Origin of the sequence: Chryseobacterium oleae (assembly GCF_900115055.1) — a bacterium.
Lineage (GTDB): Bacteria > Bacteroidota > Bacteroidia > Flavobacteriales > Weeksellaceae > Chryseobacterium > Chryseobacterium oleae.
In genome coordinates this window covers 152,980-171,964 of the sequence record NZ_FOVD01000004.1, presented here as the reverse complement: position 1 = coordinate 171,964, position 18,985 = coordinate 152,980, and the positions used below count along the sequence as shown (strand labels likewise).

Genomic DNA, 18,985 nt, shown 5'->3' with positions numbered 1-18,985 from the left:
ACTCAATTATTTTTATTGAAATCAATTAGTACAGATTTGCTATTCTGCTATGCATTTTCAGCAGGCTGTATAATTTTATATAATTTATCTGACAAACGAACTTTGAACGGAATTTCAAAAGTAATCTGATCACCTTTTTGTGCCGTTTCACAAGGTCCTCCATTTGCATAAATTTCGGTAATGGTAAGTTCCTGCTCACCGGTTGTAGGTCCTGAAATCAAAACTTTATCCCCAATTGAAAGATCTTTGTTCTCCATTAAAAACTGTCCGATTCTCGATTTTGTATAATAATGTTCTGCCTTTCCAACCAAAACTTTCTTGATGGCTATTTTCTGGCGGATATTTTTTGTTTCAGCTTTCGCTAAAGGTTTATGAGGTAAATCTCCTGAATTTTTAAATTTCAAAGCATCGGATTTTCCTTTTCTGAAAACCTTATTTCCTACCTGTAATCCTTTTCTTAATTCTAACTGTTCAGCCAAAGGTAAGTGGATGATGTCCTGACATTCTGTAGAACAACAGTTTTCCATGGTCTCTTTACACTCATCACACTGAATAAACAATAAATGACAGGCATCATTGGAACAGTTGGTATGGTTATCACAAGGCTTGCCACATTGGTGACACTGTGCAATAATATCTTCTGTGATTCGCTCTCCTAATCTATGGTCAAACACAAAGTTCTTCCCGATAAATTTACTTTCTATCCCTTCTTCTTTGATCTGACGGGTATATTCAATAATTCCGCCTTCCAGTTGGTAAACGTTTTTGAAGCCCTGATGTTTGAAATAAGCACTGGCTTTCTCACAACGAATTCCGCCTGTACAGTACATCAATAGATTTTTATCTTCTTTAAAATCCTGCAGCTGATCGTTGATAATGGGTAAACTTTCTCTGAAGTTTTCCACATCAGGAGTGATAGCCCCTTCGAAATGTCCTACTTCACTCTCGTAGTGATTTCTGAAATCCACCACAATCGTATTGGGATCTTCAAGCAGATTATTAAATTCCTGCGCCTTTAAGTGAATTCCTTTATTGGTTACATCAAAAGAATCGTCATTCAAACCGTCAGCTACTATTTTATGTCTGACTTTGATGGTCAGCTTTAAAAAAGAATAATCATCCTGATCCACCGCTACATTCAAACGGATGCCTTTCATAAAGTCGTAAACCTCCAATGTATCGCGAAAAGCCTCAAACTGATCCGCAGGAACACTCATCTGAGCATTAATTCCTTCATGTGCCACGTAGATACGGCCAAGTGCATCAAGGGCGTTCCAGGCTATAAATAATTCGTCGCGAAATTTTTTGGGATCTTCAATTTTGGCATACGCATAGAAAGACAATGTAAGGCGTTCCTTACCAGCTTCATCAATAAGTTGAGCTCTTTCTTCTGCGCTTAAGGTGTTATACAGTTGCATGCTATAAACGTTTTAAGTGAGAAAAATATTTTTGCAAATATAATGATTTTTCAATTGAATCATCCCGCTATGACATCAGTCATAGATAATGGCCACAAAGCAATAAGCCGTCAGATCATAATGAATGAAGGACATTCAGATAAATTGTCGTATCTTAATCATGACATTTTTACTGTTCTCAGGTTTACAAAATGTCACATTTTTCCTTTAATATTTTTTTAAGTTTTGTTAATACACGGGACCTAATTATGACATAATGCATAAAATGACATAATAGCCGTTAAATTTTAGTTAAAATTGAAACATAGCATGCTAATTGCTTACTTATTTAACATTAAATTTGTTTACGATAAAACAAAAAAAATCAATAAATAAAAAAAGAAAGATATACAATGAAGAGTACTTTAAAAAAACTATTACCATTTGCAGTAGTGGGCGTTGTCTCAGGAGCTACTACCGTTGGGACATTACAATATTTCGGTAAGCATAACAATAATGCTGACCAATCTTACTTCACCGCTGCGGCACCTAACGCCTCATTCGTAGGAATGAATACAGCAACTGTGGGCGATGATTTCGTAAAGGCATCAAAAACGACCGTTCCGGCAGTGGTTACTATTAAAAATTATCAAAGCAGATCTACAAGCAGAGCTTCAGAACAGGATTTGTTTGATTTCTTCTTCGGAGATCCTTTTGGAGGAAGAGGACAGCAGAGACAGAAGCAGCAGGCACCGGACAATATGCCCTCAGGAATGGGATCCGGGGTGATCATTTCACCGGACGGATATATCATTTCGAACAACCACGTGGTGGCAGGAGCGAATAAACTGGAAGTTGTTTTGAGCAACAAAAAATCTTATATCGCAACGCTTGTAGGTACTGACCCGAATACAGATATTTCCTTACTTAAGATCGAAGAAAAAGGACTTCCTTATTTAAATTTCGCCAATTCAGACAATATTGAAGTTGGACAATGGGTACTTGCTGTAGGAAACCCGCTTGGATTAAACTCTACAGTAACAGCAGGTATTGTTTCTGCTAAAGGAAGAGGAATCGGGATCTTAGGAGGTCAGGGGAAGGCTACCAACCCAATTGAAAGCTTTATCCAGACCGATGCCGCGATTAACCCGGGTAACTCAGGAGGAGCACTGGTAAACGTTAATGGTGATCTTATCGGGATCAACTCTGCGATCCAGTCTACTACTGGATACTATCAGGGATACGGATTTGCAGTTCCGGCTAACTTAGCAAGAAAAATTGTTGAGGATATCAAGAAATTCGGAATCGTACAGAGAGGATTCTTGGGCGTTTCGTCATTAGACCTTTCCAGCGATCAGCAGGTAACGGCTTACAACAAGCAGTATAAAACCACTCTTAAAGTAGGTTCAGGAGTTTATGTAACAGGATTTGGAGACAACAGTGGTGCTGAAGATGCAGGATTGAAAAAAGGAGATATCATCACTAAAATTGACACCTATGACATTACAGATTTTGCGGATCTTTCCATGTCTATCGGAAGCAAACGTCCGGGTGATAAAGTTCAGGTAACTTACTCAAGAAACGGTAAAGAAAGTACAACTACGGTAACGCTTAAAGACCAGAAGGGAGGAACTACGACCAGAACAAAAGCTGACCTGAGCGTCTCTGAAAAAATAGGAGCCGACTTTGATCCGCTTACTGAAAAATTCAAAACAGAATACGGACTGAACAGCGGTGTAGTTGCTAAAAACGTAAGCGAAGGAAGCGAAATGGCTAAGATCGGAATCGTAGATAACTATATCATTATCGAGATCAATGGCAAGCCGGTAAATTCACAGAAAGATGTAGAAAAGGTACTGGATAAATACCAGGGGAATGTACAGGTGAAGTTTGTGGATGACTACGGAAGAATCTATACCAAAGGGTTCAGAATGCCTTAATACATAAAGACAACAGTCTTTTCATATCAACAAAAAACGCTGCAGAATCTGCAGCGTTTTTTTTATTTGGTTTTGTTCATTTTCTCAGCAATCCTTTTCTTTTTGTTCCGCTCATAAATGACTTCTACAATCTTTCCTCCTATCCACGAAAACGGGAAAAACGTAAGGAAAATAGAAATCTTATAAAACGTAGGATGATATGGAAATATAATAACATCCAGCATGGCAATGAAAAGCATAATGAAGCCGATAAGAATCGCATAAGCCACCTTAGCGTACTTCACGATAAGAGCAGTAGCCACTCCTCCAATCGTAGATCCCAGGCCGGAAATAAACAGCAGAAAACCGAAAAATGCATTGTCGTTCTTCATGCTGAAAAGAAATCTCTGCCAGTGCTCAAAAGGGGCAAAAGCTTCGAAAGTGATCCATTGCGGAAAAACCCTTATACCAAGAGTGATAATAAGCCCCGCTATACCAAGGCCTACCAGAACCGCAACTGTATTTCTAATAAAATTCATTAATCCTGATGTGCAATCATAGAAATTTCAATATCCACATTCTTAGGCAGACAAGAAACCTGTACTGTTTCACGCGCCGGGTAGCTGTCTGCATCAAGATATGAAGCATAAATATCATTCATTACCGCAAAATCATCCATGCTCTTAAGGAAGATGGTGGCTTTTACTACGTTTTTAAAGGTCATTCCAGCTTCAGTAAGGATCGCCTCAAGGTTTTTCATCACCTGATGTGTTTCCTTCTCAATTCCCTCTACCAATTTACCAGTTGCAGGATCTACAGGAATCTGTCCGGAAATATATAAAATTCCGTTGGCCATATTAGCTTGTGAATAAGGCCCGATTGCTGCAGGTGCATTAACTGTGTTGATTATTTGTTTCATATATGGGTATTTATTTTTTCAAAAGTCATATGCCATCACTATTTCCGGTATTTGTTTGCTAACTGATTTCGTTAACAGTGATTTCATTGAATTTATTTTGGTTGCAAATATAAAATTTATATTTACAATAGTCAATCTGATATTAGAAAGGTGCGTTAGGCTGTGTAAAACTTCTGTCTTTGTACTTCAGCGCATCACTTAAGATATTGGCTTTGATACCGATAAAGAAGTCATATACTTTATACTGTCCGAAAGGCACCCAGTTAAAGTTGATTGTAAAACTTCGCTGGTCTCTTGAGAATCCGATTCTGGTATACGCCAGATCTTTCGTCACCAAGTCAAAATGCGTACTTCCGTTGATATTCCAGTAAGGAGTAAGCTTAATACTACCATCCAGACCTACAGAAGCAATTTTGGTTCCAAGTAAGGAAGTTCCCTTTGAATAGGCATAGTTTGCATTGATATTTAAAGTCCACGCCTGATCGAAATGAGCGTAGTTATCATCATCAAAATAATAACTCTCATTCCTCACTTCTCCTTTTGCAGGATACTTTTTAGCATAATCTGTTTTCTCGCCGAAAATCTCGCTGCTCAAAGGATAAGAAAGCTGTACATTGAATCCCTGTACACTGAAATGACCGAACTCTTCCGTTCTTATACCCTGGGTAGCACCCGGAGCAAAATCAATTCTATAAGGATCCAGTGAAAGACTGGTGTTTACGTTTAACTTATTATTAAAGAAAGATGACTGTCCGTTGATACTGAATACAGACCACGGGTGATCTTTTGCTGCAAAGTTATAATTCCCTGACAAGCTAAGGGATTCGAAGATTTTAATTTTCTTCACTCCCGTAGAGTCACTCTTAGATTTCACCTTCATTTCAATATTGTTCCCGATATTGAAACCTAAAGCGCCTACTACTCCACTTGACGGGCTTCCCACAATTCCTTTATCAAAAATAGAATAAGGAGTCAAAGCACCTTCCGCATTATAATAATTTCTGTAATATCCGAAACCCGGGCTGGAGAAATCCGGTGAATAGGTAAAGCTAAGACTCGGCGTCATCATATGTCTCACCGCTTCTACGGCAGCTCCTTTTTTGAATTTCAGCATTCCGTAAAGAGTGGTCTGAAGACTGGCAGAAGTAGAGAAGGTAGAATATCCTCTAATATTTTTCTGAACTTCATCTACATCAACCGTTTTTATCGGATCGTAGTATCTTTTAAGGGTTTTTGTCGTTAATGCGTTGTCAATATTGGCACTTAAACTGAATGTGAAATATTTCGCTACCGTTGTATTGGTTCCTAAGGCAATATTATTTTTAAGTCCTGTCTGCATTTTATCCCACATCGCCTTTGTAAAAAGTTCATTTTCCTGAGTACTTGCAAAGTTCGTCAGGTTGAAACCTGTATTCACTGTAATGTTCTCAAGAAGTCCCTGTCTTACCCCTGTTTTAGATTTAAACAGATAAAACTGATTGATCGCTACGTTCATCTGAGGAAGACGGAGATCCGCCAGTCCGGTGGCAAAATTTTGAGCATATGATGCAGATCCTGTAATCGTAATCGGCAGTTTCAAAAACCTTTTGGTTATGGTTACCGCTGAATTCTGCTGGGTATTCAGGACGTTCTGGTTGAAAATATAATTATTGTTCAGGTTATTGTTATAAAACTTCGTACTTACGATATCTACGGAAGCACTGAAAGTAAGGAAAGGATTGGATTTTGAATCCTGAGTGTGCGTCCATGCAATTCTGTACGTACTGTTTTTGGTATAATCATCAAGCCCTTTGATTCCACGTACCATGGTCCCGATGTCTGCTGTAAATGTTCCTGAATACCTGTATTTTTTCAGATAGTTCATCTGCGGCCGTACATTCCAGCTTCCTTTGGTATAAATATCGGCAAGTACCTTAAGGTCAAAATGTTCCCCTATTGGCTGATAATACCCCAACCCGTTGAGGAAAAACCCGACATCCTCTCTTTCCCCAAAACTCGGGATCAGGATACCGGCTGCCCTCTTGTCTGAAAACGGAAGGATAGCAAACGGTAAAATCAGAGGAGTGGGAACCTTTTCGATATACATCTGGATAGGTCCGGTGACGATCTGTGATTTATTTTTAGTCTTGATCAGCTTGATATTAGAGGCACGCATGAAATAATCCGATGCTGTATCTTTTTTCTTGATATAATATTCATCGGTCGTATAATCTGCGTTCTTCATGGCGAAGACGGAGTCGTTATACTTTTTGGTTTTCTGTGCGGTGATTACTCCTTCGTTTTCTTCGGTTCTCGCATTAAATGCAATAGCCTGCTTCGTTTTGGTATTGTAGCTGAATTCGTTGGTTTCGTATTTTTTCCCCGCCTGAGTAGTAATTACAGGCTCAATAATCTTCCCCAAAGAATCCTGTTTTCCACGGGCATAGATGAGATTTTTATTGTCGTCGATAGAAATATAATCCGCATCAATCTGCATATCCTGGTATTTTACCTGGGCTTTTTTGTTGAGGAATGTCATTTTCTTAGGGACATCTCTTCGCTGATCTTCCGCTTTGGTGCGAAGAATATCATCTAAAGATTCCTTTTTTACAACAATGGTATCCTTTTTGGAAATAGTATCATTAACCACATTTTTAGGCAATTTTTCAGGTGTTTTCTGTGCTAAAAAATTGTTAAAAATTAGGATAATTAAAATTTGTAATATATTTTTGAGGACGGTTTTGGCCAATTTTGTTCTATATAATTAAGGCTCAAAATTAATATAATTTTTAAAACTGTAAGATGCACAACCAAAATTTTAAAATAATTTTATCATTTCTCCTTATTTTTTCGAGCACTTTAATATTTTCGCAAAAGAAGTTTACGATCGTTTTAGATGCTGGTCATGGGGGAAGTGACCACGGAGCGAACCGATCTTATGCAGACATTGGAAGGGTTGCAGAAAAAGACGTTACGCTCGCCGTTACACTAAAAGTAGGGGCAATGTTGGAGAAAAACAGAGATTTCAAAGTAATATACACCCGTAAATTTGACGAATATCCTTCTCTTTCGGACAGAACCAACCTGGCGAACAGAAGTAAGGCCGATCTTTTTGTGTCTATTCACTGTAACTCTTCGCAGAGACCTACCGCTTACGGAACTGAAACCTATGTACAGGGCCCCAATCAGAACGACGAAAACCTGGAAGTAGCCAAAAGAGAAAATGACGTGATCTTTCTGGATGAAAAAGACAGACAGACCTTCGGCTCTTATAACCCAAGTTCTCCGGAATCTCTTATCGCTCTGAAACTGCAGCAGAATAAATATCTCGAGTCCAGTTTATTGCTTGGCGGATTGGTGGAAGATAATTTCGTGAATAAAGATAAAAGATTTTCAAGAGGTGTTTTCCAGAAGAACCTACACGTTCTCCGTATGAATGCCATGCCTTCCGTACTGATAGAGACCGGATTCATCAACCACCCCGAGGAAAGCCACTATTTGGCCTCCGAAAAGGGTCAGAACGAAATTTCAGAAAGTATCTACAATGCCATCATCGATTATAAAAAAGCAATTGACCGAAAAACAGGAGGTTCATCCATGGCTGTAAAAAAACCTGAACCGGAGAAGCCTGCAGAGTCGCCTCTTAAAAATGATTTCAGAATTTTACTGCTGAGTTCACCTGTAAAATACAACGATGGAGATCCTGCCTTAAAAGGTCTGAATTACATTCTTCCTCTAAAAGATAACGGACAGTACAAATATTATTATGGGGTTACGAACATGGCTTCCGTAAAAGACATCAATTTAAAAACAGCCAAAGATGCAGGGTTTAGAAATGCGTATGCGGTAGGATTTATGCCTAATCAAAAACTGCTTTCAGGCTACTATACTATTGAGGTTTATACGGGCGAAAAGCTGAACGGAAACTCATTTATCTTACAGACACTGAAGGATGTAGAACGAAATAAAGAGAACGGAGTTTTCTACTATACGTATGGAAAAGTATTCACTTTAGAGGATGCTGTAAAGCTTCAAAAAGACCTTGAAACCAAGGGAATCAAGAATACGATTATTCAAAAAGTTTTTAAATAATTTGAAAAATAATTTTGAAGTTAAAAAGTTAATCATTACTTTTGCAACCTCAAAATTTGGCCTATTCGTCTAGTGGTTAGGACTCAAGGTTTTCATCCTTGCAACAGGAGTTCGATTCTCCTATAGGCTACCAAATTTGATATCATGCCGGATTTAAAAATACAAGAAGCAAAACTTCTTTTTAAGAAAATCCACTCTAACCCAAAAAGTTACGATTTACAAATCAATGAAGACGGGATTACAGGCAGGGATGATAAAATAAGTTTCAGACTTTACCGGACTGGAGAAAGGGTCGCCTTTGAAGTAACAATTGATGGACTTACCTTCACCAACACCACTGGAGAATGGAACAACGCAATGATTATGTTAAGTAGCACAATCAAGAAAATAGAACGAGAACAAGAGAATTTAAAAATAGAACAAGCAATAGATAAACTCAGAAAATACCTGTCAGAAGAAAATTGAAAAATTTTAAAAATAAATTTGGCAGATTAAAAAAAAGTTTATAGTTTTGCACTCACATTTGAACGATATGGCAAATCATAAATCAGCACTAAAGAGAATTAGACAAAACGAAGTTAGAAAAGTTCGTAACAGATACTACCACAAAACTGCTAGAACAGCAATCAAAGTTTTGAGAAATGAGGAAGATAAAGCTTCAGCTACTGAGCAACTTCCAAAAGTTATCGCTTTATTGGATAGATTAGCTAAGAAAAATATCATCCACAAGAACAAAGCTGCTAACTTAAAGAGCAAATTGACAAAGCACGTTAATAAATTAGCGTAATAGTATAGTTGGCCCGTTCGTCTATCGGTTAGGACCTCAGATTTTCATTCTGGTAAGAGGGGTTCGATTCCCCTACGGGCTACAAAACTTAATCACTACTAACCGGGTGGTTAAACTAAGAGTCGAAACTTATAAAAACAAAAAACTAACCCTGTAGGTATTTTATTTACAGTTTGGTAGATGGCCCGTTCGTCTATCGGTTAGGACCTCAGATTTTCATTCTGGTAAGAGGGGTTCGATTCCCCTACGGGCTACTTAACAACAAAAGACTCTGGTATTTTTATCAGAGTTTTTTTGTTTTATAAGAACTCGATATTCTTTATGGATATTATATAGAATGAATACTCAATAATTTCGTTACTGCCAATATTACTTATAAATAAACCCAGCCAGTGGTGTGCTTCATCTTCAGTATCTTATCAGGTGGTACATTAGCGTAAGAAGCAACAAGGTTTAAAGCCGGTCTTTTTGGGAGACCACGGTCAAAGCCCTTTCAGTTGTTCTATTGTTTTGCTTATCATTTTTTTTACGGATAACCGGGATAAGCGCATCCATTCTGCGACAATATCATCGTTTATACAATCATTTTGCCCGGCTTCAATATCTAAGGTATAGTCTCAATAAAAAAGGCTTCCTTTTCGGAAACCTTTTTGCTACTTATTTGTTCTATCATCAATTTGAAAATTGAGTTCCGACAGCATATTTATAAATATTAATTTTTCTTCTCCCGTAAATTCTTTGCTAAAGTTTATATCTAAAAAAGAAAGTGTCATTTCATCATAGCCCGTATCTTCAGAACAGATATATGTTTTCAATTTTCCTCTGAGCGTTTCTTTATTTCTCACAAATTTTACACTTATTTTTTTTCATGTTTTTAGTAAAAAACGTCCATTACAGAAATTATTTTATGAATATTATATGGAACTAATACTCAATAATTTCGTTACTTTCAATATTACTTATAAATAAATCCAGCCATTTGTATGCTTCATCTTCGGTATCTTCATCAAGTGGTAAATTAGCATCAAAAGCAACAAGGTTTAAAGCTTGCCCTTTTGGTAGATCCCGGTCATTAATTAGATTTTTAATCTTATCCCATACTTCATCGGAAAGTTTTCCGGAGGTTTTCAAATCTTTAATTTTATTAACAGCATCTTTGTACTTATAATACTTAAAAAATTCGGCCAAAAGCCCTTTCAGTTGTTCTATTGTTTTATTCATAATTATTTTTTTTACGGATAACTTGGATAAGCACTATCAAGAGTATAGCCACCATTTCCATCCGGTTTCATAGCAATGGTTACTTTATTTGATGAAACAGGTACAGAATTCGGGTTTGATCTGGTTTGGGTATTTGTATAACCAGTTCCTGTCTGGCTTCCATAATCATATTCCCATTCTTTATAATCTCCACCATTGGCAAAATGTTCATCAATATCAGCTTTTTTTGCATCAAATGCTGCGTCAACTGCTGACTGATGAACTTCCGGGCTGTCAAATTTCATAGCTGTCCTCGATTGTGGCATAGATGGATGAGTTCCTAATACTCTTTGTTGCATTTCTGCTTCCGATAATTGAGATCCATGTCTTTCAATTGAGTGGCCACCTGCAGATTCTGCTTCATCAATTTTATACCCATTATGCACCAGAATTCCATCCTCAGTAACATAATAATTTTCATTATCCTCAATATCGAAGTTATAAACTTTTTCGTAATGCGGCAATGTTTCTACACTTATGATTGTAGTATAATGACCACCTTTTAAATGTAATACATCTCCGGGACTCAAATCTCTTGCTTCTATCCATTCATCATTACAAAAGAAACGATGTTCAGGCGTTACCCTTACAAATTCCCCGGTAGGAAGTTCCAGAGACAGCATCTGCATTGTATAACGTTCATGTTTAACCAGAATGGCTTTGTATTCTGTCTGTTTTGTTTCTTCATTATACGTCAGCACCAAATCTCCTTCCAATAGATCCTCGATATTGACCAGTCCCTTTTGAGCATGCACTTTCGTTCCTGCGGGAAAACATACTAAGGTTGCCCCTTTGGCGGCAAAAATACCCAATATCAGGCTTACTCCGCTTTCCTGCAGTTTTTCAAGGGCACTTTTATCACTGCTCCAGATATTATACTGATCGTAATACGCCCCACCGATACCGGCACCCCGCATCAGTTTACAGAAAAACGGAGCATTTTTAAATCCTTTGAAGGTAAACTGTTCTATCAATTCCTTCCTTGCTGTATTCATAAACTGCTGTCCGAAACTTCTGGCAAATGTGGTGGCACCCTCTCTTAATGTTGCTGCCCCCATGGCTGCTGATCCGGCTCCTGTTACCATTGCCGTACCACCCCGTCCTGCAAGAAAGCCGAAAGCAAAATTGGCGACATGCCCAAGGTTGGTAAGCGCTGCACTTCCCCAGGCTTCCCAAGCCGTCTCTTTTGGGGTAATGGTTCCTCCTTCTGCAGGACAGACCATAATGGAGGACAGTGTAAGCGCTTTATGCTCTTCTATAGAAAATTTTTGAGCCGTATTGGTCCATTTTCTGGTAGCCGCTGCAGCCTTGCATTTCAGAGCGCCTATAGCAACGGCAGCTAATATGGCAGCAGCAATAATAGCAGCAACAAGCCATCCCGGACCGGGAATCATGGCACAAATCCCGACAGCTATACCTGCTACGGCTCCTGCAATGAATGCTGTTTTCCCCAAGCAGATAAAATTATTTCCTTTTAAAGTATCCAGTTCTGTCGCAGCCTTATCACCACTGAAAGTCACAAAATCCTGACTGGTTACCTTCATTTTTTTGGGTGCAACGCCTTTATCACAGACTACGTAATGTTTTTCGGTAAGATATTGTTCATCAGCCATACGATTATATTTCTAAGTGAGTATCCATAAAACAGTGATAATAAAAGAACTCACCCAGTTGTTCGGTGATTGTAAAATCAGACTTTACAAGAACTCTTTCATCATACAAGTACTTTCCTTTTACTTTGTATTCAGGATGCATATAGTTGTCTTTCGCAAACTCCCGCAGCCTTCGTATCATTTTATCGTCCCGGATCAGTTGTCCGTCCACGTTCCATTCACTGAAATTCTGCTCTATTACTTTTTCGGAAACAGAGATATTGACAGGCATTACCACGCCAGCCCCAAACCGGTCCATATCCTCTCTTCTCTGATAACTTTTTGAACCTTCATTAATAGGTTCTTTTCCGAAAATATAGAAAAACTGGTAAAGAAAATGAATGTATCTGATGCTTTTAATTTCCATTTCTTCATTAGTCAGTTCATATTCTTTTGCTCTGATAATTTCATATGCTTCTATGGGGTGGGCATTGGTTAACCATTCTTTCACCCCTTTCCATTTCTCCCGGATTTCATCTCCATTATATATTTTAGCTATTTCGCCCTTTCTATTGACTCCAACCACAAGAGTGCTGTATAAACTGCATATTTTATTGGTCATCTCGGTAATCTGAACAATGAGAGGGTCCTCATACATTTCCAGATTGTAGTCTGTTTCCGTAATTTCAAAAATGTGATAATCCTCATCAGGATCCTTACCATTAAAAGTAACTGCTGTTTTGATATTTATCTTATAATTACTATCCAGACTGTGCACTTTAGTTTTTCCAATAATATCTGTATGATATACATATTCTTTCCCGATCTCCATACGTATCTACTTATTAATATTTACTTTACTTCCATTAATCTGCACTTCTGAACTTCCTGATATATTAACTTTTTTGCCTCCGATTTTTGCTTCATTGGTAGCAGAAACACTAATGTTATTTTTGGCATCTACTTTTATTTCTTTTCCATTGACTGTAATATTCCCGTCTTTATCAATAATTACCGTACTGGCTCCCACCACTATTTTAAATTCAGTAGTGGCAGTGAGTGAAACCTTTCCGGATTTGTCCATCTGAAGAATTGAATTGTCACCTACATTAATCATATTGGTATTTCCAGCCTTCACTGTATTGTTGTTTCCGACTGTTACATTTTTATCATTATTGGCATGAGTTGTTGCATTTCCGGCTCCGTCAAATTTCATATTTGCTCCTCCCTGATCTGTCAGAAATACAGATCCGGCTCCGTCATCAAGCTCCAGTTTATTACCACTTCTGCTGCTTAAGCTTTTAACATTATTGTTTTGCCCGCCTCCACCGCCAACACCGCCGTGAAACATTCCTCCCATTACAAAAGGCCTATCCGGATGTTGATGAACAAAATTCACAACCACCTGATCTCCAACTTCGGGGATTGCCATAAAACCGCGGTTTTTACTTACTTTATCGCTTCCGCCTGCATCAGGAGTCATCACCCGTATAAATTCAGTGGTATCTGGGCCATTCTGCCAATCAAACTGGACCTGTACCCGCCCCTGATTCAATGGATCTGTATTGGAAATTACTTTGGCAAACTGGGCTTCTGCTTTTGGTAAATCAAATTCTGGCCTTGGGATAAACCCTGTATCTGCTGCGATGGCTTCAAAGTTTCCGGTATAATACCCTCTGGCATCTACTTCGTGGCTTACTTCAGTAATCATCAATTTTGTAAAGTAAGAAGTCTGATTGGTATCTGCTTTACGCATTTCAACATCTGCTGTACATCCTGGATATAAAAAAGGAACCGTAGTACTTCCTGAGGTGATAAAAACATCCACGGCCTTACTGCCCGCTGTAGCTTTCTGTGAAGCATCAATATCCATAAAGGTAGAAGCTTTAATAGGGGCTACTCTTAAAGAAGGAGTTGTAAATGTTTTCTCTGATATCTCGTATGCTCTTTTGGCAATATCTGATACATGGCTGATCTTTGAGCTTCCTGCAGTCAGTTTTTCATTCTTACTACTGTTATATCCATAGAAAGTAGGATTGACATGCTGCGCTTTCATTTTGATCTTAACATCATTAACACTGCTTCCATAGGTAAGTTTTACAGGTTCTTCAGACGGAGGAAGCTGACCAAAGTGAAGTACCTCACCATCATAAAAGAACTGCTCACCATAGGCTTCAGCCATTCTTGCCAAATAATTGTAATGGGTTTCTTCATACTGTGAGCTGTAAGACACATTCCCATGCCGGGAATCTACTCTGAAATCAAATTTATTTTGACCCAGCCCCTCTTTGATCATATGATCGGCTATACTATTCAAGCTTATTTCCTGAGCACCTCCAAAGCTCTGAATATGGGGCGCAGCATCCAAAAGAACGGTTGGACTGCTGCCTGTAAGAATAATATTTCCCAGACTTCCTTTTTCCTGGCTGAAACCGACTTCGGTAATGACCCCCACAAAATTTCTTTCAGGGCTGTCCTCAACATCTTTGTATTTAAAAATCACTGTAATCCTTTTTCCCAAGAAATTCTGAGCCTCCTCCAGATTATGATTCTCAGCGCTCCCTAAGGTATCATATGCGAGTGTAAGACTGAAGCAGTGGTGCTTTACAGCGCTTTGACTAAGGGTGAAATGCTTAAAATGTGCTATTACTTTTCCATCAATAACAATTTCAAGTTTCACAACTCTGTTTATTCCTAAAATTTGGTTTGTAGGAATTGATGCAGCATTATGAATCTTTGAGGTAGGCTGATTGAGCCATAATTTCCCGTCTGTTGTCAGTGGATTGTTCTGCTGGCGGTTCTCGTTCATAAACATCGTGGAAGTATTCTGAATAGATCCCGCATAGCTCTGAGCCTGATTGATCTTCTGTCCTGCTTTCTTAATCTTTTCACCTGCTTTTACAGCACCTTTCCGTACCGCTTTTTCCTGCAGGTCCTCTACTGCTCCGGAACTTTTTAAGTTTTTTGGAGCCTGTTGTTTTTTTGAAGATTTATTATCCTGAAACATAAGATTTTTTTAATATTTGTGACTTTGTTTTTTAGATCCTATGAGTAAAATGATACTCAATAATTTTTCATCAAGTAGAAAAAATGAAATATGCCGTATTATCCAGTTGTTTGAATTTGCAGAAAAAACTGTAAAAACATATGCACTCCCCCCTACTGATGAATGAAACACCAAAACAGAACAGCGTACCTGGATAAGTATACTGTTCTGTCTTACATTCATTATTTAAAAGGAGTCAGGCTATATGGGCCATCCTCCATCAAAGGCTGAACTGCCGTAGGTAATTTTTTCAGCACTTACTACGAAACTGATGAGCATAGAGTTTTCGTCTACCGCATCAAAATCGATTTCATGCTGAACCACATATCCGTTTTCCCAGGTTAGTGTAATAAGGGTTCCTTCTTCATGTGATTTATTAAAAATAATCTCTCCGCCTGTAGGTTTATATTTACCATTAAGTAAACTTTCAAGAATGTCTGATTTTTCTGTAGCTTCTACCGTTACTTTGATGAGTGCATTAGACGGGTCTGATGCAACACGTCCTGAAACATCCGTCGATCTGGATACACTGTAATTAAGTTTAAGAAGTTTCTGACCATCGCTTCCGTTGAATTTTAAAATTCCTCTTGAATTTGCTGTCATGATTGGTAAATTTCAAATGTTAATATTTTTTGATTTGTCATTGGGTGTTTACCAAAATTAAGAGCTTCTATTCTATCAGCAAAACATTTATACAGGTTTCTCATTTTTTGTAGTAATTCTACTATAAAGGATTTAAATACACAAGCAATCATTTCATTTACAGCAAATTAAAACTGTTAAATAAATTAACATATTATTTTAAAAACAATTTGGTTTCATAATTTTTATGGCTTCCTTATTTATTCTGCACTATCAGGCACTGCAGAATCATTGCTTATTTTTCACTCATATTTACACTGTAATTAACTCCAATATTACTTTAGTCTCCGTATTTTTCACAAAACATAATCTCCTCTTATTGTAAGGTCAGTGCGATAAAACTATTGATCTGTATATTAATTCTTACAAGAGAAACTATAATGTGTAGTTTTGTAATATTCAAAATAAAAACATGGCATTTATTAACGATTTAGGTAAGATTATTGTTTTTTTGTTTTTACTGTTAAGTGTTTTTCTGATTACTGCAAAATCTGAAAGAAAATTGCCTGATTATTTATTTGCTGCTTTTCTCCTGATATCTGTGATCGATTTTTCCGGTCTTTTCCTGTCACCACCCGACTCTAAAATAATCAAAGGCGGGAAACTGGCTAGTGTTCTGCTGCAGATGCCTCTGTATTATTTGTATGTCAACTCGGCCTGTTATTATAATTTCAAACTTCAGAAAAAGCATCTTTTGCATGGGCTGCCATTTTTATTCGTTTTTTGCTTCTTCAGCGTTACAGGAATTTCAGAACAGGATTACAAGATATTTGATGTGATCTCTATCATTCAGTATTACTTTTACATCATTGCTGTATTTCTGGTGTTGCAGAATTTCAGAAAACTATATCAGGAAAATTATTCCAGCAATCATCATCTTACCTACCAATGGCTGATGCAAACCACTTTCCTTTTTCTGATAGGAAATATCTTCGTTCTTATCCGGGGATTTGTTGAGAAAGATAGTCCTGTCTATAATTACTTATTCACCTTCACCTCTGTATTTGTCTTATTTGTGATCACCTGGTTTGTGCTGAATGCTTTATACCGGCCTAACCTGTTTGCGGGAATCAATAAAGATCTGGTTCCTGTACAATCAGACAATGAAGTAAAAGAACAACCGGAGCAATTGAAAAGTCTTCTCCAATTCATGGAAACTGAAAAACCTTATTTGGATGATAAGCTGACATTGCAGAAATTGGCTGAACAAATTCATCTACCAGAAAAGCAATTGTCGCTTTTGATCAATCAACATACCGGAAAACATTTTTTCGACTTTATCAACGAGTTCAGAATTAATGACGCCAAAACTCTTCTGAAGGAACAATCGCAGCTAACTGTACTGGAAATATTGTACGAAGTAGGCTTCAACTCAAAATCTTCATTCTATACGGCGTTTAAAAAGGAAACTAACTTAACGCCTACAGATTACAGGAAATCAAGCATTTAAAAGTGTCCGATTTTAAGTCGGACTGTTTTTATGCTTTAAAATCAGTCCGGTTTCCGATAGTCGGATGTTTAGCTCATGGTAAATTTCCAGATTTGCTTCATCATTTAAAAATTAAATCAAATGAAGCTACCAATCCAATGGGCATTGTTCCTTTTTTCTTTATTGAGTTCCGGACTCTGCTCTGCCCAATCCAAACCAACTGATCCGGTCAGAAGAACAGACTCTCTGCTGAATGTCTATCAACAGGAAAATGCGCCAGGCATGGCCATTGCCATTATAAAAGATGGAAAAGCAATCTATAAGAAAACCTACGGACTGGCTAATCTGGAAAACAAAACTCCGATCACAGATTCCACGGCTTTTAATATAGCCTCCGTATCCAAACAGTTTACTGCATTTATTACTCTTTTAGCTGAAAAAGAAGGAAAATTATCCTTAGAAGATGACATCAGAATCTATCTTCCGGAGCTGAAGCATCTTCCCTACAAAATTACGATCCGTCAGTTAGCCAATCATACCCACGGATTACCCAATTTTTCTGAAATTAAGAAACTACAGGGTTTTGGGGATGAATTTAAAGTGACCCATGAGGAAGGAGTACAGACCCTTCTGGGCATTAAAAGCATCAACTTCCCTCCCGGAAAAAAGTACCAATATAATAATACCGGTTTCACGCTCCTTGCTGAAATTCTCCACAGGGTTTATAAAAAGGATTTTAACGAAATCGCAAAGGAATATATTTTTAACCCTTTGCACATGAAAAATACCATAGCATTAGACGATCCTGATAAAATCATTCCCAATGCGGCAGAATCTTACCGGCCAAACGGTAATACTTTTCTAAAGTTTCCTATCGCACAAATGGTGGATGGCTCGTCCAATATTTATACAACGCTGAATGACCTGAGTCAATGGGCTATCAATTTTCAAAATCCAGTGCAGGGAAGCCATGAGCTCTACAATACAATGCAAAAAAATACTGTACTCAATACGGGCAAAACCATAGAATACGGATTGGGCCTGCAAACGGAAAAGTATAAAGGCTTAGACATTATATTTCACGGTGGCGGTACAGTCGGCTATCGTGCCTATATTCTACATGTTCCTTCACAACAGTTTTCTATTGTTATGCTAGGTAACAAGCAGAGCTTTGAAGGTTTGCAGATTGTGTATCAATTGGTAGATTTCTTTCTCAAAGACCAAGAAACACTTCCTCCGTTACCGCAAAAAACAACTTATACTCCTGCTGAGCTTAAGAAATTTGAGGGAGTGTATGCATTCAGTCCTGGAAATTTTCTTGAAATATCTACGGAAGGGAAAGATCTTTCTATGGGAACCTATAACCGAAATGGTAAAGAACCGCTTCAGATCATCGGTGACGGAAAATTTAAAATTACCTCTATTCCTACAGCAAGCTTAACCTTTCATAGCGGATCGGTTACCCTTAGAATTGCTGATTTCACCTATACTGCAGAAAAGATAAAGTTGAATCCTCCTAAATCTGATACAATGGTTTTGAATAAATTAATTGGTTTCTACAGGAATGAAGAATTTAATACAACCTATCAACTCGTCGTTGAAAAAAATAAGCTTATAGCCAAACATCCTTTGAATGGTAATATTGAACTCCATCCTTTAACTCCTACAAGCTTCTACTCTACAACGGATTATTTCGGACAGCTTGATTTTAAGTATGATCAAAATAATGGAGTCACTGAATTTATGTTATCGGGATCTAATCTTTCTAATATTGAATTTAAAAAAATAAAATAGTTTTATCTTCCTTAGTTACTAAGGTTATTTCCAGTGTTTAACCATGTCAAGGTTTTGAACCTTGACATGGTTTGCTGAACTACTCATCCATCTTATCCTTTTTTCAGGTAAATAAAATCCTTTTAAAAT

General features: G+C 37.7%; 16 protein-coding genes and 3 tRNA genes. 9 read left to right on the top strand and 10 right to left on the bottom strand.

All coding sequences use genetic code 11. The annotated features are described in order from the left end of the window. Positions 1-47 precede the first annotated feature (47 nt). A complete protein-coding gene (trhO, locus tag BM143_RS14425) occupies positions 48-1,418 on the bottom strand; it encodes an oxygen-dependent tRNA uridine(34) hydroxylase TrhO (RefSeq protein WP_090025134.1) in 1,371 nt (456 codons plus the stop codon). Between the two features lie 392 nt (positions 1,419-1,810). On the opposite strand from trhO, the gene BM143_RS14420 reads away from it, so the two are divergent. Beyond that, entirely contained in the window at positions 1,811-3,337 is a 1,527-nt protein-coding gene (locus BM143_RS14420; RefSeq protein ID WP_090025133.1) for a trypsin-like peptidase domain-containing protein, read from the top strand. Between the two features lie 62 nt (positions 3,338-3,399). On the opposite strand, the gene BM143_RS14415 is transcribed toward BM143_RS14420, so the two are convergent. The 3 genes from BM143_RS14415 to BM143_RS14405 form a co-directional block, all read right to left on the bottom strand. Next, entirely contained in the window at positions 3,400-3,855 is a 456-nt protein-coding gene (locus BM143_RS14415; RefSeq protein ID WP_034726085.1) for a hypothetical protein, read from the bottom strand. Beyond that, positions 3,855-4,235, bottom strand: a complete 381-nt coding sequence (locus BM143_RS14410) for a RidA family protein (protein WP_034738882.1) — start codon at positions 4,233-4,235, stop codon at positions 3,855-3,857. Before BM143_RS14410 ends, BM143_RS14415 begins: the two co-directional genes overlap by 1 nt. A gap of 142 nt (positions 4,236-4,377) precedes the next feature. After that, complete coding sequence (locus BM143_RS14405) at positions 4,378-6,963, bottom strand: putative LPS assembly protein LptD (protein ID WP_090025132.1); 2,586 nt, start codon at positions 6,961-6,963, stop codon at positions 4,378-4,380. Positions 6,964-7,016: 53 nt separating this feature from the next. Between BM143_RS14405 and BM143_RS14400 the strand changes: the two genes are divergently transcribed. The 6 genes from BM143_RS14400 (at position 7,017) to BM143_RS14375 (ending at position 9,347) form a co-directional block, all read left to right on the top strand. Then, complete coding sequence (locus BM143_RS14400; RefSeq protein ID WP_034726093.1) at positions 7,017-8,306, top strand: N-acetylmuramoyl-L-alanine amidase family protein; 1,290 nt, start codon at positions 7,017-7,019, stop codon at positions 8,304-8,306. 58 nt (positions 8,307-8,364) lie between these two features. Beyond that, a tRNA-Glu gene (locus tag BM143_RS14395) sits at positions 8,365-8,439 on the top strand. 11 nt (positions 8,440-8,450) lie between these two features. Beyond that, positions 8,451-8,771 carry a hypothetical protein gene (locus BM143_RS14390; protein ID WP_047454243.1) on the top strand — a complete coding sequence of 107 codons (321 nt, stop codon included), beginning with the start codon at positions 8,451-8,453 and terminating at the stop codon, positions 8,769-8,771. A gap of 67 nt (positions 8,772-8,838) precedes the next feature. Beyond that, complete coding sequence (gene rpsT / locus BM143_RS14385; RefSeq protein ID WP_034726096.1) at positions 8,839-9,093, top strand: 30S ribosomal protein S20; 255 nt, start codon at positions 8,839-8,841, stop codon at positions 9,091-9,093. Positions 9,094-9,103: 10 nt separating this feature from the next. Then, positions 9,104-9,175 (top strand) — tRNA-Glu (locus BM143_RS14380). A 100-nt stretch (positions 9,176-9,275) separates the two neighbouring features. Beyond that, positions 9,276-9,347, top strand: a tRNA-Glu gene (locus tag BM143_RS14375). Between the two features lie 399 nt (positions 9,348-9,746). Here the strand turns inward: BM143_RS14375 and BM143_RS14370 are convergent. The 6 genes from BM143_RS14370 to tssD all read right to left on the bottom strand — a co-directional run bounded on the left by BM143_RS14370 (position 9,747) and on the right by tssD (position 15,597). Then, positions 9,747-9,938: a hypothetical protein gene (locus BM143_RS14370; RefSeq protein WP_090025131.1), complete on the bottom strand. Its 192-nt coding sequence runs from the start codon at positions 9,936-9,938 to the stop codon at positions 9,747-9,749. A gap of 79 nt (positions 9,939-10,017) precedes the next feature. Continuing rightward, positions 10,018-10,314 (bottom strand): hypothetical protein, encoded by a 297-nt coding sequence (locus BM143_RS14365; protein WP_090025130.1) that lies wholly within the window; start codon positions 10,312-10,314, stop codon positions 10,018-10,020. Positions 10,315-10,325: 11 nt separating this feature from the next. Then, positions 10,326-11,966, bottom strand: a complete 1,641-nt coding sequence (locus BM143_RS14360) for a polymorphic toxin-type HINT domain-containing protein (RefSeq protein WP_090025129.1) — start codon at positions 11,964-11,966, stop codon at positions 10,326-10,328. A gap of 4 nt (positions 11,967-11,970) precedes the next feature. Beyond that, on the bottom strand, positions 11,971-12,777 hold the full coding sequence (locus tag BM143_RS14355; RefSeq protein ID WP_090025128.1) for a hypothetical protein: 807 nt from the start codon (positions 12,775-12,777) through the stop codon (positions 11,971-11,973). A gap of 6 nt (positions 12,778-12,783) precedes the next feature. Then, a complete protein-coding gene (locus BM143_RS14350; RefSeq protein WP_090025127.1) occupies positions 12,784-14,952 on the bottom strand; it encodes a type VI secretion system Vgr family protein in 2,169 nt (722 codons plus the stop codon). Between the two features lie 240 nt (positions 14,953-15,192). Further along, the gene (gene tssD / locus BM143_RS14345) at positions 15,193-15,597 is read right to left on the bottom strand and encodes a type VI secretion system tube protein TssD (RefSeq protein ID WP_090025126.1); all 405 of its coding nucleotides are present in this window, start codon (positions 15,595-15,597) and stop codon (positions 15,193-15,195) included. Positions 15,598-16,045: 448 nt separating this feature from the next. On the opposite strand from tssD, the gene BM143_RS14340 reads away from it, so the two are divergent. Continuing rightward, positions 16,046-17,083 (top strand): helix-turn-helix domain-containing protein, encoded by a 1,038-nt coding sequence (locus BM143_RS14340; RefSeq protein WP_090025125.1) that lies wholly within the window; start codon positions 16,046-16,048, stop codon positions 17,081-17,083. A gap of 120 nt (positions 17,084-17,203) precedes the next feature. Then, complete coding sequence (locus BM143_RS14335) at positions 17,204-18,856, top strand: serine hydrolase domain-containing protein (RefSeq protein ID WP_090025124.1); 1,653 nt, start codon at positions 17,204-17,206, stop codon at positions 18,854-18,856. The last annotated feature ends 129 nt before the right edge of the window (positions 18,857-18,985 follow it).

Excerpts from the sequence above, each read along its gene's own strand:
- rpsT (WP_034726096.1), top strand. The coding sequence starts at position 8,839 with ATGGCAAATCATAAATCAGCACTAAAGAGAATTAGACAAAACGAAGTT.
- BM143_RS14335 (WP_090025124.1), top strand. The coding sequence starts at position 17,204 with ATGAAGCTACCAATCCAATGGGCATTGTTCCTTTTTTCTTTATTGAGT.
- BM143_RS14365 (WP_090025130.1), bottom strand. The coding sequence starts at position 10,314 with ATGAATAAAACAATAGAACAACTGAAAGGGCTTTTGGCCGAATTTTTT.
- BM143_RS14400 (WP_034726093.1), top strand. The coding sequence starts at position 7,017 with ATGCACAACCAAAATTTTAAAATAATTTTATCATTTCTCCTTATTTTT.
- BM143_RS14340 (WP_090025125.1), top strand. The coding sequence starts at position 16,046 with ATGGCATTTATTAACGATTTAGGTAAGATTATTGTTTTTTTGTTTTTA.
- BM143_RS14415 (WP_034726085.1), bottom strand. The coding sequence starts at position 3,855 with ATGAATTTTATTAGAAATACAGTTGCGGTTCTGGTAGGCCTTGGTATA.
- BM143_RS14355 (WP_090025128.1), bottom strand. The coding sequence starts at position 12,777 with ATGGAGATCGGGAAAGAATATGTATATCATACAGATATTATTGGAAAA.
- BM143_RS14420 (WP_090025133.1), top strand. The coding sequence starts at position 1,811 with ATGAAGAGTACTTTAAAAAAACTATTACCATTTGCAGTAGTGGGCGTT.
- BM143_RS14410 (WP_034738882.1), bottom strand. The coding sequence starts at position 4,235 with ATGAAACAAATAATCAACACAGTTAATGCACCTGCAGCAATCGGGCCT.
- BM143_RS14390 (WP_047454243.1), top strand. The coding sequence starts at position 8,451 with ATGCCGGATTTAAAAATACAAGAAGCAAAACTTCTTTTTAAGAAAATC.
- trhO (WP_090025134.1), bottom strand. The coding sequence starts at position 1,418 with ATGCAACTGTATAACACCTTAAGCGCAGAAGAAAGAGCTCAACTTATT.
- BM143_RS14360 (WP_090025129.1), bottom strand. The coding sequence starts at position 11,966 with ATGGCTGATGAACAATATCTTACCGAAAAACATTACGTAGTCTGTGAT.
- BM143_RS14350 (WP_090025127.1), bottom strand. The coding sequence starts at position 14,952 with ATGTTTCAGGATAATAAATCTTCAAAAAAACAACAGGCTCCAAAAAAC.